25 protein-coding genes are annotated in these 22,944 nt (G+C 40.1%); 12 read left to right on the forward strand and 13 right to left on the reverse strand.

The genetic code is table 11. The features are described 5' to 3' along the window. Window positions 1-43: 43 nt before the first annotated feature. Together PL11201_RS07300 and PL11201_RS07305 are read right to left on the reverse strand one after the other, a co-directional pair. Window positions 44-265 carry a hypothetical protein gene (locus PL11201_RS07300; RefSeq protein WP_079677907.1) on the reverse strand — a complete coding sequence of 74 codons (222 nt, stop codon included), beginning with the start codon at window positions 263-265 and terminating at the stop codon, window positions 44-46. Window positions 266-402: 137 nt separating this feature from the next. Then, on the reverse strand, window positions 403-1,056 hold the full coding sequence (locus PL11201_RS07305; protein WP_079677908.1) for a hypothetical protein: 654 nt from the start codon (window positions 1,054-1,056) through the stop codon (window positions 403-405). Window positions 1,057-1,130: 74 nt separating this feature from the next. On the opposite strand from PL11201_RS07305, the gene PL11201_RS07310 reads away from it, so the two are divergent. From PL11201_RS07310 to PL11201_RS07320, 3 genes are all read left to right on the forward strand, one after another. After that, on the forward strand, window positions 1,131-1,676 hold the full coding sequence (locus PL11201_RS07310) for a GAF domain-containing protein (RefSeq protein WP_079677909.1): 546 nt from the start codon (window positions 1,131-1,133) through the stop codon (window positions 1,674-1,676). A 31-nt stretch (window positions 1,677-1,707) separates the two neighbouring features. Further along, a complete protein-coding gene (gene upp / locus PL11201_RS07315) occupies window positions 1,708-2,343 on the forward strand; it encodes a uracil phosphoribosyltransferase (protein WP_079677910.1) in 636 nt (211 codons plus the stop codon). 72 nt (window positions 2,344-2,415) lie between these two features. Next, window positions 2,416-3,894, forward strand: coding sequence for a CoA-acylating methylmalonate-semialdehyde dehydrogenase (locus tag PL11201_RS07320; protein WP_079677911.1), 1,479 nt, complete (start codon window positions 2,416-2,418; stop codon window positions 3,892-3,894). A 32-nt stretch (window positions 3,895-3,926) separates the two neighbouring features. Here PL11201_RS07320 and PL11201_RS07325 read toward each other — a convergent pair whose 3' ends face one another. Then, a complete protein-coding gene (locus PL11201_RS07325) occupies window positions 3,927-5,111 on the reverse strand; it encodes a ferrochelatase (RefSeq protein WP_079677912.1) in 1,185 nt (394 codons plus the stop codon). A 196-nt stretch (window positions 5,112-5,307) separates the two neighbouring features. Here PL11201_RS07325 and PL11201_RS07330 point away from each other — a divergent pair, with 196 nt between their 5' ends. The 4 genes from PL11201_RS07330 to PL11201_RS07345 all read left to right on the forward strand — a co-directional run bounded on the left by PL11201_RS07330 (window position 5,308) and on the right by PL11201_RS07345 (window position 8,699). Continuing rightward, on the forward strand, window positions 5,308-5,853 hold the full coding sequence (locus tag PL11201_RS07330) for a hypothetical protein (protein WP_079677913.1): 546 nt from the start codon (window positions 5,308-5,310) through the stop codon (window positions 5,851-5,853). Between the two features lie 25 nt (window positions 5,854-5,878). Beyond that, window positions 5,879-6,751, forward strand: a complete 873-nt coding sequence (locus PL11201_RS07335) for an alpha/beta fold hydrolase (RefSeq protein WP_079677914.1) — start codon at window positions 5,879-5,881, stop codon at window positions 6,749-6,751. A 116-nt stretch (window positions 6,752-6,867) separates the two neighbouring features. Next, window positions 6,868-7,536 (forward strand): DUF3318 domain-containing protein, encoded by a 669-nt coding sequence (locus tag PL11201_RS07340; protein ID WP_079677915.1) that lies wholly within the window; start codon window positions 6,868-6,870, stop codon window positions 7,534-7,536. A 161-nt stretch (window positions 7,537-7,697) separates the two neighbouring features. Then, window positions 7,698-8,699: an ABC transporter ATP-binding protein gene (locus PL11201_RS07345; RefSeq protein ID WP_079677916.1), complete on the forward strand. Its 1,002-nt coding sequence runs from the start codon at window positions 7,698-7,700 to the stop codon at window positions 8,697-8,699. 40 nt (window positions 8,700-8,739) lie between these two features. Here the strand turns inward: PL11201_RS07345 and PL11201_RS07350 are convergent, their stop codons facing one another. From PL11201_RS07350 to sufB, 4 genes are all read right to left on the reverse strand, one after another. Continuing rightward, a complete protein-coding gene (locus PL11201_RS07350; RefSeq protein WP_079677917.1) occupies window positions 8,740-10,002 on the reverse strand; it encodes a SufS family cysteine desulfurase in 1,263 nt (420 codons plus the stop codon). An 84-nt stretch (window positions 10,003-10,086) separates the two neighbouring features. Further along, window positions 10,087-11,466 (reverse strand): Fe-S cluster assembly protein SufD, encoded by a 1,380-nt coding sequence (sufD, locus tag PL11201_RS07355; protein WP_079677918.1) that lies wholly within the window; start codon window positions 11,464-11,466, stop codon window positions 10,087-10,089. After that, window positions 11,466-12,248 carry a Fe-S cluster assembly ATPase SufC gene (gene sufC / locus PL11201_RS07360; RefSeq protein WP_079677919.1) on the reverse strand — a complete coding sequence of 261 codons (783 nt, stop codon included), beginning with the start codon at window positions 12,246-12,248 and terminating at the stop codon, window positions 11,466-11,468. The genes sufD and sufC overlap by 1 nt, the downstream gene beginning before the upstream one ends. Before the next feature lie 109 nt (window positions 12,249-12,357). Then, window positions 12,358-13,794, reverse strand: coding sequence for a Fe-S cluster assembly protein SufB (gene sufB / locus PL11201_RS07365; protein ID WP_079677920.1), 1,437 nt, complete (start codon window positions 13,792-13,794; stop codon window positions 12,358-12,360). A gap of 154 nt (window positions 13,795-13,948) precedes the next feature. Here sufB and sufR point away from each other — a divergent pair, with 154 nt between their 5' ends. Continuing rightward, a complete protein-coding gene (gene sufR, locus PL11201_RS07370; protein ID WP_079677921.1) occupies window positions 13,949-14,677 on the forward strand; it encodes an iron-sulfur cluster biosynthesis transcriptional regulator SufR in 729 nt (242 codons plus the stop codon). A 42-nt stretch (window positions 14,678-14,719) separates the two neighbouring features. Continuing rightward, complete coding sequence (locus tag PL11201_RS07375; RefSeq protein WP_079677922.1) at window positions 14,720-15,100, forward strand: hypothetical protein; 381 nt, start codon at window positions 14,720-14,722, stop codon at window positions 15,098-15,100. Window positions 15,101-15,146: 46 nt separating this feature from the next. Here the strand turns inward: PL11201_RS07375 and PL11201_RS07380 are convergent, their stop codons facing one another. The 6 genes from PL11201_RS07380 to PL11201_RS07405 form a co-directional block, all read right to left on the reverse strand. Next, on the reverse strand, window positions 15,147-15,941 hold the full coding sequence (locus tag PL11201_RS07380; RefSeq protein ID WP_079677923.1) for a hypothetical protein: 795 nt from the start codon (window positions 15,939-15,941) through the stop codon (window positions 15,147-15,149). A gap of 110 nt (window positions 15,942-16,051) precedes the next feature. Beyond that, entirely contained in the window at window positions 16,052-16,723 is a 672-nt protein-coding gene (locus PL11201_RS07385) for a Fe2+-dependent dioxygenase (RefSeq protein WP_079677924.1), read from the reverse strand. A 6-nt stretch (window positions 16,724-16,729) separates the two neighbouring features. Continuing rightward, the gene (locus tag PL11201_RS07390) at window positions 16,730-17,035 is read right to left on the reverse strand and encodes a hypothetical protein (RefSeq protein ID WP_079677925.1); all 306 of its coding nucleotides are present in this window, start codon (window positions 17,033-17,035) and stop codon (window positions 16,730-16,732) included. 211 nt (window positions 17,036-17,246) lie between these two features. Further along, the gene (locus PL11201_RS07395) at window positions 17,247-18,125 is read right to left on the reverse strand and encodes an SPFH domain-containing protein (protein WP_079677926.1); all 879 of its coding nucleotides are present in this window, start codon (window positions 18,123-18,125) and stop codon (window positions 17,247-17,249) included. A 109-nt stretch (window positions 18,126-18,234) separates the two neighbouring features. Beyond that, window positions 18,235-20,121 (reverse strand): S9 family peptidase, encoded by a 1,887-nt coding sequence (locus tag PL11201_RS07400; RefSeq protein ID WP_079677927.1) that lies wholly within the window; start codon window positions 20,119-20,121, stop codon window positions 18,235-18,237. 128 nt (window positions 20,122-20,249) lie between these two features. Then, entirely contained in the window at window positions 20,250-20,723 is a 474-nt protein-coding gene (locus tag PL11201_RS07405; protein ID WP_144017685.1) for a hypothetical protein, read from the reverse strand. A 203-nt stretch (window positions 20,724-20,926) separates the two neighbouring features. Between PL11201_RS07405 and PL11201_RS07410 the strand changes: the two genes are divergently transcribed. The 3 genes from PL11201_RS07410 to PL11201_RS07420 all read left to right on the forward strand — a co-directional run bounded on the left by PL11201_RS07410 (window position 20,927) and on the right by PL11201_RS07420 (window position 22,812). Further along, window positions 20,927-21,175, forward strand: coding sequence for an alpha/beta hydrolase family protein (locus PL11201_RS07410; protein ID WP_079677929.1), 249 nt, complete (start codon window positions 20,927-20,929; stop codon window positions 21,173-21,175). A gap of 139 nt (window positions 21,176-21,314) precedes the next feature. After that, window positions 21,315-21,815 (forward strand): CGLD27 family protein, encoded by a 501-nt coding sequence (locus tag PL11201_RS07415; protein WP_079677930.1) that lies wholly within the window; start codon window positions 21,315-21,317, stop codon window positions 21,813-21,815. A gap of 43 nt (window positions 21,816-21,858) precedes the next feature. Beyond that, window positions 21,859-22,812 (forward strand): asparaginase, encoded by a 954-nt coding sequence (locus PL11201_RS07420; RefSeq protein WP_079677931.1) that lies wholly within the window; start codon window positions 21,859-21,861, stop codon window positions 22,810-22,812. The last annotated feature ends 132 nt before the right edge of the window (window positions 22,813-22,944 follow it).

Genomic DNA, 22,944 nt, shown 5'->3' on the forward strand with positions numbered 1-22,944 from the left:
AATGGAACTATCGAGCGGTACCTCAACCCACTGATTAATCAATTTATTGATTTTCTATTTCATCATATAAACTTTCAACTAAATTTTCTAATTTTTCTTCAGAACAACAGTCAATTAACAGATCAAAAGCATCCAGCAGTTTGGCGGCATTTTCTCCCAAAATGGGACTCATATCCCAAACATCCTGTACCCAGTCTCTAGGGAGTTCATCATCAAAAATCATGCGTTCCAAAAGTTGTCTGGCTTCGGTTTTACTCAGAGTCATAATACTTCAAAATTATTGAGATTGGCACTTCAACTATGATATCAAATTGTGGTAATTAGTTGGGTTACAGAAGATACAACCTAACTTTATTAACCCCTAACAACCACTTTTATAAGTATACTATTAAACGCCTAATTTTAATTAGAATTAGAGGTGGGTTTGCCAAAAATTGTAAAAGACATTTTTCCGGTTAAGCCACTTTTCCAAACCAAGCCATCCCCATCTCGAAAAAAGATTTTTAGATCGGCATCCTGTAACTGGGTTTTGGGGTCAGTGGTCATCCATAACCAGTCATCCGTAAGACCCTGGGTATTATTAACAATAGATAGCAAATAACGTCCCGCTTCTAATTGAAACGGGATCACCGAACCCACATAATTAAATACGGGATGGGAAAACCGTTCAATATTAGTTTTAGTTTGGCGTACTTCCCTTAACTTCACCTCAATTTTAGGGGTAATTTCTGGGACTCTCTCAACCATTTTAAAAATTCTCAAGGAAAATTTATCCTTTAAAGGTTGACCCTCGGGGAAATATTGACCATTCCAATCAATTTGATCCACTTCAACTGTTTCATGAATGATAAACTCATAACCAATTTGTTGTTGTCCTGAAAAGTATTGACCATCAAAATCACTCAGTAATCCAAAGGAACCATTGCCTTCACCGGAACCAAAAATCATCTCAGCATTTACCGAAATTAAAGAATAGTTAGCCCAGATAAAACCACTCAAAAATCCTGTCCAAACCATCGCAGATGATTGTAAAAACTTAATTTTTTTGAACATCATAAAACTTGATCATTGACCTTAAAAACTAAAATTACGATACAATAGTGACAGTGAACTTCAACTCAATCCTCTCTATGATACCTGCTCCGATCCCAGACAACGAAAAAGAACGATTAGAGGCCCTGTATGACTATCAAATTCTCGATACCCAAGCGGAACCTTCTTTTGATGAATTAACCCTTCTAGCGACCTATATTTGCAAAACACCCATTGCTTTGATTAGTTTACTCGATCGCGATCGCCAATGGTTTAAATCGATTATTGGCCCGATGCCACCCGAAACGACTCGGGAGATTGCCTTTTCTTCCCATTGTATTTTACAGGATGATTTCATGATTGTTCCCGATACCTTAAAAGATGAACGATTTATTAATAATCCTCTGGTTATATCCGAACCTAAAATCCGTTTTTATGGCGGGTTTCCCTTAATCAATAATCAAGGTTTTGCCATTGGAAGTCTATGTGTGATGGATTTTATGCCCCGCAATTTAGCCCTAGCTCAAACCGAATCTTTAAAACTGATTAATCATCAAATTATGAGACAGTTAAACACTCGTCGCCATCTTTTTGGGATCAACCAATCTGTTGATGATTGTTTAAAATCATTGACAGCCAGCTAATTTTTATTAAGATTTTATTACCCCTTAATCTATGTATCCTAACGTTACAATTATTGAGCATCCTTTGGTTCAACATAAACTCACCTTGATGCGACGAGAACAAACCAGTACCGCTAAATTTAGGCAATTGTTGCGGGAAATTAGTATGTTATTAGCCTATGAAATTACCCGGGATTTACCCCTACGAAAAGAGTTAATTCAAACTCCCCTGGCTGCGATGGAAGCGCCAATTTTAGCCTCGGAGAAAAAAATGGTGATTGTATCGATCATGCGGGCAGGTCAGGGAATTTTAGATGGAATTTTAGAATTAATTCCTTCGGCAAGAGTCGGACATATTGGTTTATATCGAGACCCTCGAACCTTTATCCCCATTGAATATTATTTTAAACTTCCTGATGATATAGAAGAACGGGAAGTTTTAGTGGTTGATCCGATGATTGCTACGGGAAATACAGCCATTGCTGCCATCCAAAGATTGAAACAAACTAACCCTTTTTCGGTCAAATTTCTGTGTTTAATTGCCTCTCCAGAGGGGATTAAACATTTTCATTCCTATCACCCTGATGTTCCTCTATATACTGCGGCTATTGATGATCATTTGGATGAACATGGGTATATTATTCCGGGGTTGGGGGATGCGGGCGATCGCCTATTTGGAACCAAATAATAGCGGTTAATTTTAACAGCTTTTACCAGAAAAAGCTCGGTCGAAAGTAAGATTTTTTAGGAAATAGCAAAGATGAAAACAGTTAAAATTTCACCCAACTATATTAATGGACAATGGTGTTTATCCCAGGCAACAGAAACCTTAGATATCATCAACCCGGCAACCTTAGAAGTATTAGCAAAAGTTCCTCTTTCTCCAGCAAGGGAACTGCATCAGATGGCAGAAATCGCCCAAAAATCCTTTGATTCATGGCGACAAACTCCGGTTACAGAAAGGATTCGTTATCTGTTTAAACTGAGAGAATTACTTGAACAAAATCAACAGGATTTAGCGGAAACTATTACCTTAGAATGTGGAAAAACCCTGGCTGAATCTCTAGGAGAATTACAACGGGCAATTGAAAATGTGGAAGTGGCTTGTGGTGTTCCTAGCTTAATTCAAGGTTACAATTCTGAAGATATTGCCAGGGGAATTGATGAAATAATGATTCGTCAACCTTTAGGAGTTGTGGCGATTATTTCCCCATTTAATTTTCCGGGGATGATTCCGTTTTGGTTTTTTCCCTATGCGATCGCTTGCGGCAATACTTGTATTATTAAACCCTCGGAAAAAGTTCCCTTAACCATGCAAAAGGTTTTTGCTTTAATTGATCAATTAGGATTACCCCCAGGGGTGATTAATTTAGTCAATGGAGCTAAAGAAACCGTTGATGCTATTTTAGAAAATCCCCAAATTAAAGCGATTAGTTTTGTCGGTTCCACGGCCGTTGCCAAATATGTCTATAGTCGGGCGGCTGCCCATGGCAAAAGGGCGCAATGTCAGGGCGGGGCAAAAAATCCGGTGATTATTTTACCCGATGCTGATTTAGAAATGACCACAAAAATTATTGCTGATAGTGCCTTTGGTTGTGCCGGACAACGCTGTTTAGCCACCTCAATTGCGATTACAATTGGTCAAGCTAAACAGAGTTTTACCGATGCGATCGCCTCTGCGGCGGAAACTCGAATTGTCGGTTATGGATTAGATCCAGGTGTTCAAATGGGAACGGTAATTTCCGCCGAAAGTAAAACTCGAATTGAGGGATTAATTCAACAAGGAAAACAGGAAGGAGGCAAAATTTTAATTGATGGCAGAAATCCTAAAATTTCCGGTTATGAACAGGGTTATTTTATTCGCCCGACCATTTTACAAGATATTAACCCCCAGGGAGAAATTGCCCGCACCGAAATTTTTGGCCCTGTATTAAGTTTAATTCATCTGAATACTCTTGAAGAAGCGATCGCATTGATTAATCAAAGTGAATATGGCAATATGGCCTGTTTATTTACCCGTAGTGGGGCGGCGGCGCGACAGTTTCGGTATCAAGTTCAAGCGGGAAATATTGGAATTAATATTGGTGTTGCTGCACCGATGGCATTCTTTCCTTTTAGTGGTTGGAAAAATAGTTTTTTTGGGGATTTACACGGTCAAGGACAGCAGGCGGTTGAGTTTTTTACTCAAACTAAAGTTGTGGTTGAGCGGTGGTTATCCGACTGGTCACGACAATTTTAATTGTAGAGGGCGAGAAGACCTCGCCCCTACGTTTAATGGTGGTGGTGGTGATCGTGACCATGATGATGATGATCATGATCATGACTGTGATTATGGTGATCATCGTGGCTATGAACACTCACCAGGGAAGGATTAACCGCTAGGGCCATTTCATTGAATAGCGCTTCAATTTGGGGATTTGCCCAATCTGCGGCCATTTTTAAAAACTCGGGATGGTCGTTAACACACTCCATTTGTACATATTTAACATCCGTATATTTCCGACGTAAACCCTCAATAATATGCTCAACATCTAAGAGGGTTTCATGGTTTTCGGTGGCAAATCCAATGGGCATAAAGACAATCGCTTTCGCCCCTAATTCAATTAAATTATTCGCCGCTAATTGGGCGTTAGGTTGCGTCCATTCAATTAAGGGAGTATCATGGTTTAACCAACCCACAGAAATTAACGGATAACGGTTAATTAAATTTTCCCGAACCTGTTCATATAGGGCTTGACTTTCATCAATTCCAGAAGTAAATCCTTTAGCTTTGTGAGGACAACCATGATTCATTAAAACAATCCCAATTTGAGAGGGGAGACAGGATTGAATCAGATCATGTTGAATTTTGTCTTCGACTAACTTTCCGAGTAGTTGAATATAGGCAGGTTCATTATAAAAAGAGGGGATATACCGTTGACCTTTTACCCAATGTTCACCTTCATCTGCTAATTTTTCCAGGGCTATATTTACCTGTTCCACGGCAATTCCACTGGTAAAAATAGAATCAACCACTAACAGAGGATAAATTAACAGTTTATCAAATCCTTCAGCTTGAATTTGAGTTAAAACCTGTTCAGGAAGGAAAGGCGCACAAAAGTTAAAGGCTTTGAACACTTTAATCTGGTTGCCCCATTTTTCTTGTAAATGTTCCTCAATTCCCGCCCGTTGTTTCTCAAAAATTGCATTATGGGGAGAAATAAAATTCCCGTGTTGATGACTCCATTCATGAAGATCAAACATTGCTAAAAGTTTAGCCAAAGGCGGATAAATCCAAGTGGGAACCGGGGCAAATTTAGCGGTTAAAAGGTTTAAAGCCTGTTCGTTATAATTGGCAAAGTCTTCATAACTTTCGACTTCACCATAGCCCATAAGCAAAACCGCAACCCGGTTTTCCCCCTTGGTATCGGTTGGGGCTGAATTAATGATGTCCAGTTTTTCAGGAGTGGCAACCAAGTTTTTGTCCTCACGTTCAAGTGCTACTATCAAGTCCTTTGATGAAACTCTCCCTCATGATATTCTCAGGGGGATATTCCATAAAATTACTCTCCCTAATAGTTTAACATCCCATACAGGGGGATAGGGGGAGGAGAGGTAGGAGCAGGGGGAGCGGGGGAGGTAGGGGGAGTAGTCACTTAACAACTATCAAAAAATGCTATTAATTTGTCCTGGAGTTCATCCATCGGAATTAACGGAATGTTTTTTAAATGGAGTTTTAGAAAATTGGAAAAACCAACAACAATTGGGAGAATTATTAATCTTTCCCACTCAAGATTATTCTGCCTATTCTAGTTTTGATATTTTAAATTTTATCGATAAAAATAATCCCAAATCTGCTATAATAATCATAGCTTTTAGTGCTGGAGTTGTCGGGGCAATGGGGGCGGCTTTAGTTTGGCAACAATGGGGAAAGGAAATTCAAGGATTAATTGCGATCGATGGTTGGGGGGTTCCTTTAGGGGGAAATTTCCCCATTTATCGCATCAGTCATGATTATTTTACCCACTGGAGTTCGGCATTATTAGGAGGAGGAATAGAGAGCTTTTATGCCGATCCTGCTGTTGAACATTTAGAAATATGGCGATCGCCCCAAACCACAAAAGGATGGTGGATACATCAAACCTCAACAGGACTAAAAACCGCAACACCCACCAGCGCAGCAACCTTTATTCAAAAGGTATTGAATCGTTTAAACTAGAGAAACTCATTCAATATTTAGAAAGATGACTGTAGCCACAAACCTAAATAAAACCGTAATTTCTGTTAATGGAGTCGAGCATTATTGTGAATGGGTAACAACAGCCAATTCCACACCCGGAACCAAACCTATCATGGTCTTTATTCACGGTTGGGGCGGTTCGGGACGCTATTGGGAAAGCACCGCCCAAGTTTTATCTCCAGAATTTGATTGTTTAATTTATGACTTACGCGGGTTTGGACGGTCTAATGCACCAGAAGTCACGGATAAACCCCCATCAAAACGGTATGAATTAATCGAATATGCCGAAGATTTAGTCACTTTATTAGACCAGTTAAATTTAGACAAAGTTTATATCAATGCCCACTCCATGGGCGGCTCTATTGCCATGTTATTTTTAAATCGATATCCCCAGCGAGTTGAACGAGCTATTCTAACCTGTAGTGGCATCTTTGAATATGACGAAAAAACCTTTAATACCTTTCACAAATTTAGTCGTTATGTCGTCATGTTTCGCCCTAAATGGTTAACCCTAATTCCCGGAATGGATAAAATGTTTATGGCTCGGTTTCTCCACCGTCCAATTCCTCGTCCCTTGAGTCAAGCCTTTTTAGAAGATTTTCTCCTAGCAGATTTTGATGCCGCCTATGGAACCGTATTAACCTCTGTTTCTAAAGAAGCAACGGAATGGCTCCCCGCAGAATTTAAAAAATTAACTGTTCCCACTTTATTAGTCGCCGGAGAATACGACCAAATTATTCCCGCAGAAATGGGACGACAAGCCGCCACTTTAAACCCTAACGTTCAGTTAGCAATTCTTAAAGATACTGCCCATTTTCCCATGCTTGAAGATCCCGAAACCTACTTAGAAAAACTGCGAGAATTCCTAGGAATTTGAGTCTGAGGGGAATTAAAGTGACAAGTTTTGGGTTGGCGGTTGTCGCAAACGGATTAGAATACATTAAAATATAAAGAAACCCTGTTTTTGGTTAAAAACTTAGTTGAGCCGGAACTATGACATCCTATGCAACCTCCACAGCCAGAGCCGAAATGAGCGAACTCCGGCGACTAAAAGGCTTACTTCCTCCTGAGTTGCAGAGTTGGGTGACGGTGGAAAAAACCGTTGAAGTCAACCCGCCCCTCGTCCGTTGCGAAGAAATTGGCAAGGATCAAGTCGAAATTCAAATTGACTTGGTTCGTTGGGAACAGTTGGCAATGGATCAACGCAACCTACTATTTTGGCATGAAGTCGCCCGCATTCAAAATGATACGATTCCTAGAGATGGTTGGGAAATGGCCGCCCTCGCCATTGGTTTAGGGGGAGCCGTCGGGGAACTCTGGGTACAAGACGGACTACTACTCTTATTAGCCCTAGCATTATGTGGGGTTTCCGGTTTTCGTCTCTATCAAAAAAATAACGGAGAACGTACATTACAGGAATCCTTAGACGCTGATGAGAAAGCAATTTCTCTGGCTACCCGTTTCGGTTATACCTTACCCAACGCCTACAAAAGCCTCGGAAGTGCCCTAAAAACCTTAGTGGATCAAACCCCGAAAAAACGCCAAAAATCCCGTTATGAAGCTCGCTTACAAGCTCTCAAACGCAGTGCAACTAAAGCCAAAGCTAGAGTCAAAGGGGGAAGTGACACCGCCTCCTCAAGTTCGGAAAATGTATTTAATTAATTGATAGTGATCATTCTTTCTAGGGTGCGTTAAATGAACGTTGACGTGCCCCAAATTTTTGGTTTTAAAGTCATAGAAAATAGCGAATAAAGAGGATTACGCAGATTAACACCGATGAAAATCCGTGAAATCCGTGAAATCCGTGATCCCCATCCCCCATTATGTCTATTATTATTGCTGAACAGCTAGGTAAAGTTTATCCCGTCGCCATCAAAGAACCCGGATTTCAAGGAACCATTCGCCATTTTTTTCAACGCACCTATCAGAATATAGAAGCGGTAAAAGAAGTTTCGTTTAAAATTGAATCGGGGGAAGTGGTGGGATTTTTAGGGGCTAATGGAGCCGGGAAAACCACAACTTTAAAAATGTTAACGGGGTTAATTTATCCCTCTAGCGGATTTGTGGAAGTTGCCCATCATACTCCCTTTAAACGTCAATCTAAGTTTTTACAAAAAATTACCCTGGTTATGGGGCAAAAACAACAGTTAATCTGGGATTTACCCGCCTTAGATTCTTTAAAAATTAATGCCGCAGTTTATGGAATTTCTGATGGTGAATATCGTCAACGGGTCGGGGAATTAAGCGAGATGTTATCCCTAGAAGGAAAGTTAAAACAACCGATGCGAAAACTATCTTTAGGGGAACGAATGAAGGCGGAATTAATGGCGGCTTTATTACATCGTCCTCAAGTCTTATTTTTAGATGAACCCACCTTGGGATTAGATGTTAATGCCCAAGTCAGTGTCCGGGGGTTTTTAGCTGAATATAATCGTCGTTATCAAGCTACAATTTTGTTAACCAGTCACTACATGGCTGATATTACGGCATTGTGTAAACGGGTGATTTTAATTCATCAGGGACAATTGATTTATGATGGCAGTTTAGAGGGTTTATTAGAACAATTTTCCCCCTACCGAGAAGTTAAAATTGAATTAGAATATTCTTCTGCTGAAGTATTAGAAAGTTGTCGTCAGAAATTATTAACCTATGCAGAAATTGAATCCATGGAGGGTCAAGTTGTGCGCTTATTAGTCAAGCGCGATACCTTAACTACAACGGTCGCTAAAATATTAGCTGAATTCAATATCCTGGATTTAACCGTGAGTGACCCTCCGATTGAAAATGTAATTGGGCGAGTTTTTCGCGCTGGAGTTGTTGATTAAAATAGATTCAATATTCCCTGTTACTTCTTAAATTATCGGATTAACTCATTATTTCTTTAAAAAATGCGATCGCATCTTTTAGAGCTACAATAAAAACATCAATTTCTTGTTTAGTATTGTAGAAATATAAACTCGCTCTGGCGGTGGAACTTAAGCCTAAATAACGATGTAAAGGTTGGGTACAGTGATGTCCTGAACGAATCGCCACCCCGGAATCATCTAACATGGTGGATAAATCATTGGCATGAATCCCATCCACGCTAAAAGACGCTAAGGCGGCTCTCCCTTCTCCCTTAGCATTGGGTTGGGGGCCATAAAGTTTTAATTCAGGAATTTCTCGCAATCTTTCAAATAAATAGGCCGTTAATTCATGTTCATAATCTTCTATTTTGTCCATACCAATTGACGTTAAATAATCAATCGCTGCCCCTAAAGCAATTGCTTCTCCAATCGCCGGAGTTCCCGCTTCAAATTTATGGGGTAATTCCCCCACCGTGAAATGATCTAAAAACACCTCAGCAATCATTTCTCCTCCCCCAAAAAAGGGCGGCATGGCTTCTAATACCTCTAATTTGCCGTATAAAAAGCCGATACCCGTAGGAGCGCACATTTTATGACCCGATGCCACTAACCAATCACAATCAATTTTCTGCACATCTAAAGCCTTATGGGGCGCACTTTGGCAAGCATCAATTAATACTTTTGCACCGTATTGATGACTAATTTTAGTAATTTCTTCAATCGGATTAATACAACCCAACGTATTAGAAATATGAACAATAGAAACTAATTTGGTTTTGTCAGAAATCAATGTTTTAAAATGTTCTAAATCAAATTCTTGAGTTTCTGTTAACTCGACAAATTTAATCACCGCTCCAGTTTTTTGAGCGACCATTTGCCAAGGAACTAAATTACTATGATGTTCCATTACACTGAGAATAATTTCATCTCCGGGTTTTAAAGTATTTAAACCCCAGGAATAGGCTACAATATTAATAGCTTCACTGGCGTTGCGGGTATAGACAATTTCTTTGTAGGATTGAGCATTAATAAATTGGGCAACTTTTACTCTAGCTGCTTCATAAGCATCCGTGGCTTTTGCACTTAAAACGTGAACCCCTCGATGCACATTAGAATTATACTTTTGATAATATTCTTGAATGGCATTTAATACCGCTAAAGGTTTCTGAGAAGTGGCGGCATTATCTAAATAAACCAAGGGATAACCGTTGATTTCTTGATGTAAAATGGGGAAATCTTGACGGACGCTTTCAGCTAATGTTTTTTCTTGAGTTAACATAATTTTTAATATCCTTTAATACAATTAATAAATCCCTTCGTTGTTGGGCTTTAGCCCACTCTTTTTAGGATTAAAGCCCAACAACAGTTAACTAAAGTCGGTGCGACAGGAAACGCAACGGGATAAAACTTGGGTTAATGTTGGTGATGGTAATTTACCTAAAATTTCTGCCGCAAAAGCATCAATTAAGAGGTGACGACTCATCTGTTCACTTAACCCCCGACTCCGCAAATAGAAGACTTCATCTGCTTCTAATTGACTGACGGTAGCCCCATGGGAACATTTAACATTATCCGCCACAATTTCTAACTGGGGTTTAGTGTCTATTCTTCCTTTGGAAGATAGCAATAAATTCCGACTCAGTTGATTAGCATTGGTGAACTGTGCTGTTTGGGGTACAAACACTTTACCATTAAAAATGCCATGAGCCTTGTCGTCAATAATACATTTATGCACTTGATTAAATGTACCATGTTGATGATTGAGCATCATGGAACTGTGGGTATCCGCTAACTGTTCACCTCCAATTAATGTTAATCCATTGAGAGTGGTTTCGGTTCCTTCCCCCCGTTGATAAACTTCTAAATTGTGGCGAGATAGTTTAGATCCTAAACTAATAGCATGGCAAGTATATTGGCTATTTCGAGCTTGAAAAATAGCATTTTTACCAATATGAAATGCTGATCCTGCACCCCGTTGAACCCTTGTATGGATAACTTGGGCGTTTTCTTCTAGGTAGATTTCTGTGACTGCATTAGTAAAATATGGTTGAACTTTTACCCGATCTGAACATCCGAAAACTTCGGCGGTTGCATAATGTTCAATTAAGGTAGTTGAACTTCCGGTTTCTGCTACAATTAATGTTCTGGTTTGATTGATCACCGGCAGGTTATCCGGTAAGGCAATAAATAATAAATGAATTGGGTCTTGAATTATTTTATTTTTGTCAACCCAGAGGACGGCGGCATCATTTAACCAGGTGGAATTGAGGGTAGCAAAAACGTCTTGATTTCCCTGTTGTTGACTGAGATAGTCAGGAAGACGATCTCGAAATTGTTCAGGAAGTTCTCCTAAATTCCCAACAAAAACACCCTCGGGAATTTCTGTAATATCAGATAGATGGGGCGCATAAATTCCATTGACAAATACAATTCGTCTATGGGCGGCTTCGGGTAATATTAAAGAAGCGATCGCTTGATGCTCTAACTGAACAAAATTAGCCACCTCAAAGCGATGTTCTAATAATGGGGATAAATCGGTAAACCGCCATTCTTCATCCCGTTTAGTAGGAATTTCTAATTCCTTGATCCAAGTTAAAGCGTGATCTCGAATGTTTTGCAATTGAATGGCAATTTCCGACCCAGGGGGATAGGGAAAAGACCGTTTAGAAAGTCCCTCTTGAATTTGTTCTAACAGATGGTTTAAATAGGAGACTTCCCGTTTTTCTTTGACTGTAATATTATTCATTAAACCCCCACCATAGATTTGGCGACAACATCATCATAACCCTGTTCTTCTAACTCTAAAGCCAGTTCTTTTGTGCCTGTTTTAATAATCCGTCCGTCTGACACAACATGAACATAATCAGGTACAATATAATCCAGTAACCGTTGATAATGGGTAATCAATAATAGGGCGTTATTTTCATTCGCTAATTGATTAACTCCACTGGCAACAATTCGCAACGCATCAATATCTAAACCCGAATCTGTTTCATCTAAAATCGCCAATTTAGGCTCTAATAAAGCCATTTGTAAGATTTCATTGCGTTTTTTCTCCCCCCCGGAAAAGCCTTCGTTAACACTGCGTTCTAAAAATTCATCCCGCATTTTTACAATATCTAGTTTTTCTCGGACTAATTCATCAAAATCAAAGGCATCTAATTCTTCGAGTCCTTTGTGTTTTTGATGGGCATTATAAGCTACTCTCAAAAAGTCTAAATTACTCACCCCCGGAATTTCAATCGGATATTGAAATGCTAAGAAAATCCCTGCCAAAGCCCGTTCTTCCGGTGCTAATTCTAATAAATCTTGCCCTAGAAAGGTAATTTCGCCTCCTGTAACTTGGTAGCTAGGATGTCCGCTTAAAACCTTAGAAAAAGTGCTTTTACCCGAACCATTTAAACCCATAATTGCATGGATTTCTCCGGCTTTGACTTCTAAATTAAAGCCTTTGAGGATTTCTTTATCATCAATATTAGCCGTCAAATTTTTAACGGATAAAATCACTTCGCTGTTCTCTTTAATCATGGTTGTTTGTTGTTTGTTTTTTGTTGTTGGCGAGCGGGAACCCTCGCACTACTCGACTAAAAACTGATCACTAATAACTGATAACTGATGACTGATAACTGATAACTGATTAACCAACGGTTCCTTCTAATTTTAAGCTCAATAATTTATCCGCTTCGACGGCAAATTCCATCGGCAATTTATTGAACACATCTTTACAGAAACCGCTAATCATCATAGACACAGCATCTTCGGCGGAAATTCCCCGTTGGGAAAAATAGAAAAGTTGGTCTTCTCCAATTTTAGAAGTAGAGGCTTCGTGTTCAACTTTGGCGGTATTATTTTCCACTTGAATATAGGGAAAAGTATTGGCTTGCGCCCGATCTCCGATTAACATAGAATCACATTGGGAGTAATTTCTTGCCCCAGCCGCTTTCGGCCCCATTTTGACTAAACCGCGATAACTATTGGAGGACTTTCCAGCAGAAATTCCTTTAGAAATAATCGTGCTGCGGGTATTTTTGCCAATATGAATCATTTTAGTTCCGGTGTCTGCTTGTTGTTTATTATTTGTCAGCGCCACAGAATAAAATTCACCCACTGAATTATCCCCAACTAATAGACAACTGGGATATTTCCAAGTAATAGCAGACCCGGTTTCTACCTGTGTCCAAGAAATCTTAGAATTGACTCCTTTACATAATCCCCGTTTGGTGACAAAGTTATAAATTCCGCCCTTGCCTTCTTCATCTCCGGCGTACCAATTTTGCACCGTTGAATATTTGATTTCCGCATTATCTAAAGTCACCAATTCCACCACAGCGGCGTGCAGTTGATTCGTGTCAAACATCGGGGCAGTACAGCCTTCTAAATAGGTGACCGAACTGCCTGATTCTGCTACAATTAAGGTGCGTTCAAACTGCCCCGAATCGCCATTGTTAATCCGAAAATAGGTAGACAAATCCATCGGACATTGTACCCCTTTCGGAATATAAACAAATGACCCATCACTAAAAACAGCCGAGTTCAAAGCGGCGAAGAAATTATCGCTAATGGGAACCACACTACCCAAATATTTTTCAATCAGTTCAGGATGTTCTTTAACTGCTTCGGAAATGGAACAGAAAATCACCCCATCTTCAGCTAATTTTTCTTTAAAGGTGGTGGCAATTGAAACACTATCAAAAACCGCATCTACCGCCACATTAGATAGGCGCTTTTGTTCGTTTAAAGGGATGCCTAATTTTTCAAAGGTTTCTAATAAAGTCGGGTCAACTTCTTCTAAACTGGTTTTTTTCTTTTCAACTTTGGGCGCGGAATAGTAGATAATAGATTGATAGTCAATGGCCGGATAGTTGACATGGGGCCAAGTAGGTTCCTCCATCTTCAGCCATTGTCGATAGGCTCTCAGACGGAAGTTGAGCATAAACTCCGGCTCGTTTTTTTTAGCTGAAATCAGGCGCACAACATCCTCACTCAGTCCCCGAGGGATGGTGTCTGACTCGATATCGGTGACAAAGCCGTATTTGTACGGTTGGTTGACCAGGGTTTTAACAGAAGCACTCATAAGGTTAAATTTAGTGTTCGACGGTTCTCAAAGGATGACAGACGGGTGGTAGGCTGTAGACTTAAGCAACAGATTTGTTACTTAAGTCTATTTTAGGCTACATTAACAACAAGTGTATTGTCAAAGTCCAAATTCATTAATTTTCGTTAAGACGATGGCCACCACTCAACACCAGTCCACGAAACATGATATTCTGCAACTTCTCCTGAAACAAGCACAGGCGACGGCTCAGGAGTTAGCAGAAACCCTTGATATTAGCCCCCAAGCCATTCGTCGCCATCTCAAAGATTTAGAACAGTCGGGGTTAATTGCCTACAACTCGGTGCAGGTGGGGATGGGACGCCCTCAGCACGTTTATGAATTGACGACTCAAGGACGGGAAGGTTTTCCCAACCGTTATGATGAATTTGCAATTTCCTTTTTGGATACTTTAGCGCAAACCGTCGGACATGAACAGGTTAGTCAAATTTTACAGAAACAATGGCAACGAAAAGCAATAGAATATCGGGAAAAAGTTGGCAAGGGTTCGTTAAAAGAACGGGTGGAAAAATTGGTAGAATTAAGAAAAGCTGAAGGGTATATGGCGGAGTGGTATTTGGTGGAGTCAGAACAACCGGATATTCAGCGAGAACGTTATATTTTAACTGAACATCATTGTGCAATTTCTAATGTGGCGGAATCCTTTCCGAGTGTTTGTGGCCATGAGTTAGAAATGTTTGAGGAAATCTTAGAAGATTGTACGGTAGAAAGAACCCATTGGATTGTGAATGGGGAACATCGTTGTGGCTATTTAATTATCGGAGGGAACAGGGAACAGGGACGGGGAACACCGGAGGAAAAGACAGACACAAGCCTGGGTTTATTAAATCAGTCTTTGTCATAACCGTGTTGCCGCAATTGCTATATTAAATAATTAAGTAAAACTATGGAATTTTTAACCGAGGACGAGGCAATTCAAGTGGATGCGGCGTTATTATCTTCTAAGGAGAAGTTTTCAACGCGGTTAGCGATTTATGCGTTACGGTGTTTGAAGGAAATTGCTGAAACTCAAGATATTAAAATTGACAATATTAAACCAGAACAAGTTCAATATTGGGTTAAAAATGATGATAGTTTTAAAGAAAAATTAGAATTAGATAGTAATTTTCATGATTTTTTTAGTAAATTAGTGATTTCTTCATTAAAGCCTTTAAAACAAGCGTCTCAAGCTGAAAATATTCCTATTCAAGATTTAACAGTTAAACAGTTAATTCAATGGTTTGAGCAACAATCTAAAAATAATTTAGCTCAAGAATCACCCATATAGCAACCCTATTTATACAGGATTGCTATAGATTCAATTGCTGTTTAAATTAGTGTGTAATCCGACCTTCTAAGTGACCATATTGGGTATAATGGGAGAACGCACTGGTAATAACTCCACTGTTAATAGCTTGTGCCACATCAGGATTATGTGCTAAATAAGCTCCTGTGTTAAACTGGTTGCTGGGGTTTCGTCCTTCATCAGCCCCCGACATGACAAAATGTTCAAAACCCGAAGTAAATGCACCCGCTTGGACGGCATTTGCCACATCGGGATTTGTATTTAAGTAGTAGGATTCATCAAAGAATTGATTCGGTGAACGTCCTTCTGTTTCCCCCGATTTAAGATACTGTTGTAAACCCGAAGATAAGGTTCCTTGAGAGATGGCTGCATTGACATCAGGATTAGTATTACGATAATATTCCTCATCAAATATTTCAGTTAAATTCTGTTGATATTGAGGATTTTTCAGGACATCATCCCAATGGGTTCCAGTCAAATTATCCCAACCATTATTATCAGAAACACCCGTTATTGGATTAACACCAGTTGCGGGAGTTATTGAGGTAGCACCTGTTGCTGCAAGGGATTTATAATAATCATCTGAACTATTGTTATCCCAGCTATTATCATAATACAGACCCGTTGTTGGATTAACACCAGTTGCGGGAGTTATTGAGGTAGCACCCGTTACCGCCAGGGATTTATAATAATCATCTGAAGTGTTGTTATCCCAACTATTATCATAATAAAGACCCGTTGTTGGGTTAACGCCTGATACGGTCATGGATTTATAATTATCATCTGAACTATTGTTATCATTATTAGATTCATACAGACTCATGATGTTTTCTCCCGTTGCGTTTAAATCGAAAATATGTGAGAATTTGAGAATAAAGCCCCGATGTGTACAGAAGTTTGATAAAACTCCCCTACATTTAAATTAGATTTGGGTTAAATATCAGCCCATTTTCGCAATAAATTTGCGTGACTTTTGGCAATTAAGTCAAATTCTATAGTCTTGCCATATTGTTGGAAAATACTTCTACGGGCGGTATCTAAATCAAACAATATTTCTCGTTGGGATGGGTCACGAACTAAACTTTGAATCCAAGTAACCGCCGCCCACCGAGTCCCTTCAGTTACCGTTTCCACGCGATGCAAAGTCGAAGACGGATAAACAATCGCCGAACCTGCATCTAACTTAAAACTCTGTTCCCCTAGTGAAGTTTCAATCACTAATTCTCCTCCTTGATAGGTGTCAGGGTCAGAGAGAAATAGAGTTAATGAAACATCGGTTCGAGAGATAGATTCATCCCCCATAATCGCATTATCGAAATGGGAACCATAATACATTCCCACATCATAACGACTGAAAATAATCGGGCGGATTATTTTAGGACGTGCCGCTACTTTAAACAGTTCGTTACGTTTTAAAGCTTCGAGAACAATATTTCTCAGGTCAGAAGTAATCTCAGTATCGGTTTTAATTTGTTGATTATTTTTAACTTCTTTGACGTACCGACCAGCCGTTGTTTTCCCATCTATAAACTCAGCTTGTTGCAGTAGCGTCAAAGTTGTTTCTAGTTCTTCGGGTGTGAGAACATCTGCGATACAAAAAATCATTGGTTTTTAGCCTTCTCCACCTTCACCACTTTCTCCGCCTTCATCTTTTTTATCCCCTTTATTGTCTTTTCCTTTATCGTCTTTTTTATCATCTTTATTGTTGGTTGGAGCAGCAGCTTGTAACATTTCTGAGGAGGTAAAAGTATTCCCAGAAGTTGAAATTCCAGAGGCAATTTCTTGGATAGAATTAGATGCAGATTGGGTTGTAGAAGCATTAGCAACGTTGCCCAATCCGGCAGTTAAAACATAAGCTCCGACTCCCATCCAAATCTTAGTACGAGTAGACAGACCATTATTTTTGTTGGTATTCATGGGTTGATTCCTTTGTGATTGATTTGAAACTAACCTCAATTTGCCATGGGATAGTGACAAACTGGTGACGAGAGAAAATTCGTGTTTAGGTGGTTAGGAGGTAGAGGGAGCAGGGGGAGCAGGGGAGGCAGGGGGAGCAGGGGGGGAGCAGGAGAAGTCAACTATTACCCATTCGTAATTCGTAATTCGTAATTCGTAATTCATAATTATTCTAGGTTTTTTGAATATTAGGATTAGGTTGAACTTTAGGAACTTGAACTTCTTGTAAATCGGGTAAAATAATCGGAGAAATGGGAGAATTTGTATTTTCTGAAACACTTTCCATCAGATGAGTAATCGGTTCTGTTAATTGATTAGGGTTCATAAAGATGATTTTTGAATTAGGACTTTCACTTAATTGTTGATTCGCGTCAACATATTGTTTTGTGATTAAAAATTTTAAAAATTCCTGACTATTGGTTTTTAATCCCAAGGTATCAGCTAAGACTTTAATAGATTGAGCTTGTCCTTGAGCTTCTAAAATTTCTGCCTGTTTTTGACTCTCCGCAACCCGTTTGCGTTCCATTGACTCCTGTATAGATTTAGGAGGGGTAATATTTTGAATATCCACCCGAATGATAATAATTCCCCAGGTCTTTGTTCCTTCTGCTAAGGCATATAATAATCTTCTATTAATTTCTTTAATTTTAGATAATAATTCTTCCAGATTTGTTAATCCAATTTCTGCACGAAGTGTGGTTAAAACTAAATTAGAAATTGCTTCTTGGGTTTTATCAGTTTCAACGTTATAATAAAAGTTTTTTAAGTCTTCAATTTTCCAAAAAACCGCCGCATTAATTCTGAGGGTGATTTGATCTTTAGTAATCACTTCTTGCGGGTCAATATCCAATAAGCGTTCACGGTTAGTATCATAATAAACAATTTTCTCCGCCACAGGAATAATAAATTGGAGTCCTGGTTTTAGAGTCCGTCTATATTTACCTAATCGTTCAACAATGGCTTGGTCACTGGTACTAATCACCTTCACTGAAGAATTCAGTGTAAATCCAATGATGATGGGAAATAAAATACCCAAAATATACTGGAACATAATTTTTTGAAAAAATTATAATTGAGTCGGAGAGTATACCCTGCCATTGTAGCATAATCTTGAGGCAAATCTGTCCCTACCCCCTTAAAAAAGGGGGAGATTTTAAAGATTAGGTTGAGGATTGAATTACACCGGAATGTCCGGTCATTTCTCCGACAGGTTCAAAGCGTCCTCCTAAATATTTAGCCAGAAATTCTTCGGCTACCCCATAGAAATGTAAGCGATTTTCAGGACGGGCAAATCCATGTCCTTCATCGGTATATAACACATATTCTACAGGTTTACCAGCTTGTTTCATTGCTTCAAAAATCTGCTCACTTTCCGCTTGTTTAACCCGGGGGTCATTTGCCCCTTGACCAATCAATAAAGGTTTCTCAATGCGGTCAACAAAAAATAAGGGTGAGCGCTGTTTTAAAAATTCCGATTCCGTGTCTAAATTCCCAACTCGATGATAGAAATTCTTGCGAATTGGTTCCCAATAGGGCGGAATACTTTGCATCAAAGTAATAATATTACTCGGCCCGACAATATCCACACCACAGGCAAAAACTTCGGGAGTAAATGTTAACCCCACTAGGGTCGCATAGCCCCCATAAGACCCGCCCATGATCGCAATTTTATCCGGTTGGGAAATGCCCTTTTCCACTAACCAATTCACCCCATCAATTAAGTCCTGGTGCATTTTTCCCGCCCATTCTCGGTTGGCGGCATTCAGAAAGGCTTTCCCATAGCCCGTTGATCCCCGGAAATTGACCTGTAAGACCGCGTAACCTCGGTTCGCTAACCATTGGGCTCGGGAGTCATAACCCCAGGTATCTCGCGCCCAGGGGCCACCATGAACTAACAGCACCGTCGGGGCGGGCAGGGCAACACCAACGGGTTTAGTTAAATAACCATGAATGGTTAACCCATCAATTGCGGTGTAAGAAATGGGTTCCATGGAGGCTAAAGATAAGCCTTCTAATTTGGGTTTATTACTGAATAAAAAGCTGTGGGTTTTGGTCGGGCGATCGTAAACGTAAAAATAAACTGGGCCGTCATCGGTGACAAAACTAATTAACCATTTTTCATCAGATAATGTTCGACTAATCCCAAATTCCCCCGGACGAATTTGTTTAATTGCCTCGATATCTTCGGCAATAATAGGATCAATAATTTGCCATTCTTCCTTATCTTTATAAAAAGAAACAGCCTCAATATTGCGGGTGGTGGGATGGGCTAATAATCCACCAATATCATATTCAGGATCTTCAGCAATTACGGTTTCTTGACGGGTGGATAAATCCAATGCAATTAATCGTTCAGCGTTGGCATCATGGTTTCCCACCATATACAAAATTTTGCCATCATTAGAAAATAAAGCCGCCCCGCCTTCTTCATCCGGCCCCCAATGACGCAGGGTTTCCCAAGGATGTTCGGGGGTTTCTCGATAGAGTAAATCAAACCCACCATCATCGGTGCTAGAACTCGCAGCCCGGATATTAAACTCAGCATCAGCCGTCCAACTAACAATATTCCCCGGATTTTCGGTATGAAAATCAACGGCGCCATTTTTTAAATTCACCTGATAAACGTCAAAAACCTGCGGATCTCTCAGGTTCATTCCAACTAAAATTTGATCGGGAAAATTGTGATCTAAATTAATAACTTGTGCCCGCACTCCTTGAAATGGAGTTAAGTCTCGGACAACCTGGGTTTGGACATTCACTAAATATAAATGCCAATTTTCATCGCCATCGGAGTCCTGAACATAAATCAGTTGATCCGGGTTATATGTCCAGAAAAAAAATCGAATTCCCCGTTTCGGATCACGGGTTAAAGATTGAGTTTCTTCTTGTCCAACGGTTTTTAACCAAACCTGTAAAATATTCTTTTCATCGGGGGCAATATAGGCCAGATATTTGCCATCGGGGGACAAACTGGGGCTAGTGCGTTCCGGGTTGCCAAATAGCAGTTCCCGGGGAATCAAAGGAGGAAGTTCGGTTACAGTGGCCATACTTTATGTATTCAAAACTTAACTTTTTCTATTGTGACTTAATTTTTCTAGGTTGAGGGGGGACTACGCCACCTTATCTTAGGGTTAACCGTTGAGTGTTAAAGGGATCAGCAGCAGTTCACTACTTTTTATTTGCATCCTTGGACAGAAAGAGTATAACTATATCCCAAGACCTTAATTCCTCCGACATTCAGATTAATTTGATAGGGTTGACTATCTGATCGGGGAGTGCCACTAATTTGTTGGGACTGATTTTGATCCAGAGGAATATCGCCTTCAAAGACTTGATCCGCAGTATCATCTGCATATTTTAGGTACATTTTAATTTTAAATATTCCCGGGTCATTAGATAAAGATTTAATCGTTGCAACATACTCGGTAAAGGCAGCATTGTTCGGAACGATAAAATCTGTGTCCCAGTTTCCTTGATAACCCACGGGAATGCGAGGAATAGTTCCCACATTGGGAGCAGACACTTGTTTTGTAACACTTGTTCCGTCCCCTTTAACAACCGCTAAAGGAGTACAGGTTTGGGCATTGACCGATAAACTCATGGGGAGTAATACAGTTAAGATTCCCAAGAAAAATAGAGGTCGAATCATTATTTTTGTAATAGATTTGATCATTAATTGTGATTCTATCGTTTTTTGTATCCTATTTACTAAGGGCAAAACACAGGGAAACCGTAGGATCTATCCCTCTTTTATTACCAAGGGGAATTTGAAGGAATTTATGCCCTTTTCAGCCTACAGGAAATCAGGCTTTTCCCTCAAAGTGATAAAAGAGGGTTACTTTGAGTCGAGCGATGGATCGTCAAAATGTCACCCGTCCAGAACAAACCTATGAAGCGGTTTTACAAAGTATTTCCCATCCTGGCTTAATTATTGCCATTGACTCGGATGTTCTCTACCAGGTGGTAGAACAGCAAGAATTAGCCGATTTGATTCCCCAAGCTGAATTAGTATTTTTGGAATCCTATCACGGTCACGATGCGTTTTTAATGGACATGGAATCTTTGAATCGTCTACTCTTAGTCTTTAAAGATCAAATATAAATTTCTTCTAATTTGTTAACATGGATGAGGTTTCGGAATATCTGACTGTTTCTGGTTTTTGATGGCAAGATTATGTCTTTGATAAAACTTAAAATCAAGACCAATATCTTAGAAAATATTAATTTTTTATATAAGGGATATGAGAGATTTTTCGGTATCTATCTGTCCGGTTCCCCCTGAACAGCGTCCTGTTAATGAATATCAAGAACTCAAAGAATCTTGGTTTTTTAGCTGGGTGACACTCAACTGGCCCCAATATTTGAGAAAATTGCTCTGGGTATGGTTGATTAGCTGGATTATTTTTTGTCCTGTCGCTGCGGTTAGTTTTACACCGAGCAAATATCCGGGTCAATTAATTCTCGGTGCCGCTTCTGGAGCAACTTTTATTTTAACCTTAGTCGTGATTCGGTTATCTTTAGGCTGGTACTATATTAGATCTCGTCTACTCAGTCCTAGGATTTTCTATGAAGAATCAGGATGGTATGACGGCCAGACCTGGCTGAAAACCCCGGAATTTTTAGTCCAAGATCAGTTAATTCTCACCCATCAAGTGCAACCAATTCTAACTCGATTACGACAAACCTATTATGGAATAGCCGGATTGTTGCTTGGAGGAGGACTAATCTGGGTCTTATTGTAAACAGTTACCGACCTGATCCCATATAAACTCTAAATTTTAAAATATGACACGGGGAAAACGAACACAAGCCAAAGAACTGGAAGTTAGACTCCTGCGGGAAGGACTGGTTGAGTCTACCCATCGGGTGCAAGCGACTGTCTGTGACCACCGAGGACGGGTGTTATCCGTTGCCGGAAACTCCGACACCGCCACCTTTATCCGTTCTGCCTTAAAACCCTTTCAAGCCTTAGCCGTGACCACCACAGGCACACTGGAACGATATGATTTAACTGATATTGATTTAGCGATTATTTGTAGTTCCCATCAGGGAACCGTTGAACAGGCTCGACAGGCTTTTAATATTCTCTGGCGGGCGGATGTTGAACCCGTACAACTCCAGTGTCCGATTCCTGAAGGGAAAAATAGCCCCCTACAACATGGCTGTTCGGGAAAACACGCCGGAATGTTAGCGGTTTGTCAACAATGTCATTGGCCCTTAGAAAGCTATTTACAACGGAAACATCCTTTACAACAACTGATTATTGGTAAAGTCGGAGAATTATTAGGACTACCCCCCGATGAGTTCCTCAGCGCCAGGGATGACTGCGGCGCACCCACCTATTATCTGGAATTGGGTCAAATGGGGATACTATATGCTCAATTGGCTTCTGGAGATAACCTAGACCGGGAACGAATTGTCCGGGCGATGACCCATCATCCTGAAATGGTGGCTGGAGAGGGACATTTTGATACGGAATTAATGCGTTTAACCGAGGGAGAACTGGTCAGTAAGTCGGGGGCGGAAGGGGTGCAATGTGTGGGACGTATTGGCGAAGGTATGGGATTAGCAATTAAAGTTATGGATGGGTCACATCGCGCTAAATACGCCACGGCGATTCATCTATTAAAACAAATGGGTTGGATTACACCGACCATCGCGGAAACCCTCTCGGAAAAATTCCTGACCCTGAGTGATTTTAAGCGTTTGGATGTGATCGGCGAATTATCGTTTTTGTAAATCAGGACTTACGCATCACCGCCATCAACAGTAGGGGTAGTTCATGAATTACCCCTACATCTAGGGTTACATCCCCAAATTTGCGTAAGTCCCGATTCTTGTTACTGATTTTGACAAAAATTTAATTGGGGT

Origin of the sequence: Planktothrix sp. PCC 11201 (assembly GCF_900009135.1) — a bacterium.
GTDB lineage: Bacteria > Cyanobacteriota > Cyanobacteriia > Cyanobacteriales > Microcoleaceae > Planktothrix.

What these genes read in the sequence shown, in the direction of transcription:
- PL11201_RS07310 (WP_079677909.1), top strand. Translation starts at nt 1,131, where the DNA reads ATGATACCTGCTCCGATCCCAGACAACGAAAAAGAACGATTAGAGGCC.
- sufR (WP_079677921.1), top strand. Translation starts at nt 13,949, where the DNA reads ATGGCCACCACTCAACACCAGTCCACGAAACATGATATTCTGCAACTT.
- PL11201_RS07380 (WP_079677923.1), bottom strand. Translation starts at nt 15,941, where the DNA reads ATGAGTCTGTATGAATCTAATAATGATAACAATAGTTCAGATGATAAT.
- PL11201_RS07305 (WP_079677908.1), bottom strand. Translation starts at nt 1,056, where the DNA reads ATGATGTTCAAAAAAATTAAGTTTTTACAATCATCTGCGATGGTTTGG.
- PL11201_RS07400 (WP_079677927.1), bottom strand. Translation starts at nt 20,121, where the DNA reads ATGGCCACTGTAACCGAACTTCCTCCTTTGATTCCCCGGGAACTGCTA.
- PL11201_RS07300 (WP_079677907.1), bottom strand. Translation starts at nt 265, where the DNA reads ATGACTCTGAGTAAAACCGAAGCCAGACAACTTTTGGAACGCATGATT.
- PL11201_RS07345 (WP_079677916.1), top strand. Translation starts at nt 7,698, where the DNA reads ATGTCTATTATTATTGCTGAACAGCTAGGTAAAGTTTATCCCGTCGCC.
- PL11201_RS07320 (WP_079677911.1), top strand. Translation starts at nt 2,416, where the DNA reads ATGAAAACAGTTAAAATTTCACCCAACTATATTAATGGACAATGGTGT.
- sufD (WP_079677918.1), bottom strand. Translation starts at nt 11,466, where the DNA reads ATGAATAATATTACAGTCAAAGAAAAACGGGAAGTCTCCTATTTAAAC.
- PL11201_RS07375 (WP_079677922.1), top strand. Translation starts at nt 14,720, where the DNA reads ATGGAATTTTTAACCGAGGACGAGGCAATTCAAGTGGATGCGGCGTTA.
- upp (WP_079677910.1), top strand. Translation starts at nt 1,708, where the DNA reads ATGTATCCTAACGTTACAATTATTGAGCATCCTTTGGTTCAACATAAA.
- PL11201_RS07385 (WP_079677924.1), bottom strand. Translation starts at nt 16,723, where the DNA reads ATGATTTTTTGTATCGCAGATGTTCTCACACCCGAAGAACTAGAAACA.
- PL11201_RS07405 (WP_144017685.1), bottom strand. Translation starts at nt 20,723, where the DNA reads ATGATTCGACCTCTATTTTTCTTGGGAATCTTAACTGTATTACTCCCC.
- PL11201_RS07420 (WP_079677931.1), top strand. Translation starts at nt 21,859, where the DNA reads ATGACACGGGGAAAACGAACACAAGCCAAAGAACTGGAAGTTAGACTC.
- sufB (WP_079677920.1), bottom strand. Translation starts at nt 13,794, where the DNA reads ATGAGTGCTTCTGTTAAAACCCTGGTCAACCAACCGTACAAATACGGC.
- PL11201_RS07335 (WP_079677914.1), top strand. Translation starts at nt 5,879, where the DNA reads ATGACTGTAGCCACAAACCTAAATAAAACCGTAATTTCTGTTAATGGA.
- PL11201_RS07415 (WP_079677930.1), top strand. Translation starts at nt 21,315, where the DNA reads ATGAGAGATTTTTCGGTATCTATCTGTCCGGTTCCCCCTGAACAGCGT.
- PL11201_RS07395 (WP_079677926.1), bottom strand. Translation starts at nt 18,125, where the DNA reads ATGTTCCAGTATATTTTGGGTATTTTATTTCCCATCATCATTGGATTT.
- sufC (WP_079677919.1), bottom strand. Translation starts at nt 12,248, where the DNA reads ATGATTAAAGAGAACAGCGAAGTGATTTTATCCGTTAAAAATTTGACG.
- PL11201_RS07340 (WP_079677915.1), top strand. Translation starts at nt 6,868, where the DNA reads ATGACATCCTATGCAACCTCCACAGCCAGAGCCGAAATGAGCGAACTC.
- PL11201_RS07390 (WP_079677925.1), bottom strand. Translation starts at nt 17,035, where the DNA reads ATGAATACCAACAAAAATAATGGTCTGTCTACTCGTACTAAGATTTGG.
- PL11201_RS07410 (WP_079677929.1), top strand. Translation starts at nt 20,927, where the DNA reads ATGGATCGTCAAAATGTCACCCGTCCAGAACAAACCTATGAAGCGGTT.
- PL11201_RS07330 (WP_079677913.1), top strand. Translation starts at nt 5,308, where the DNA reads ATGCTATTAATTTGTCCTGGAGTTCATCCATCGGAATTAACGGAATGT.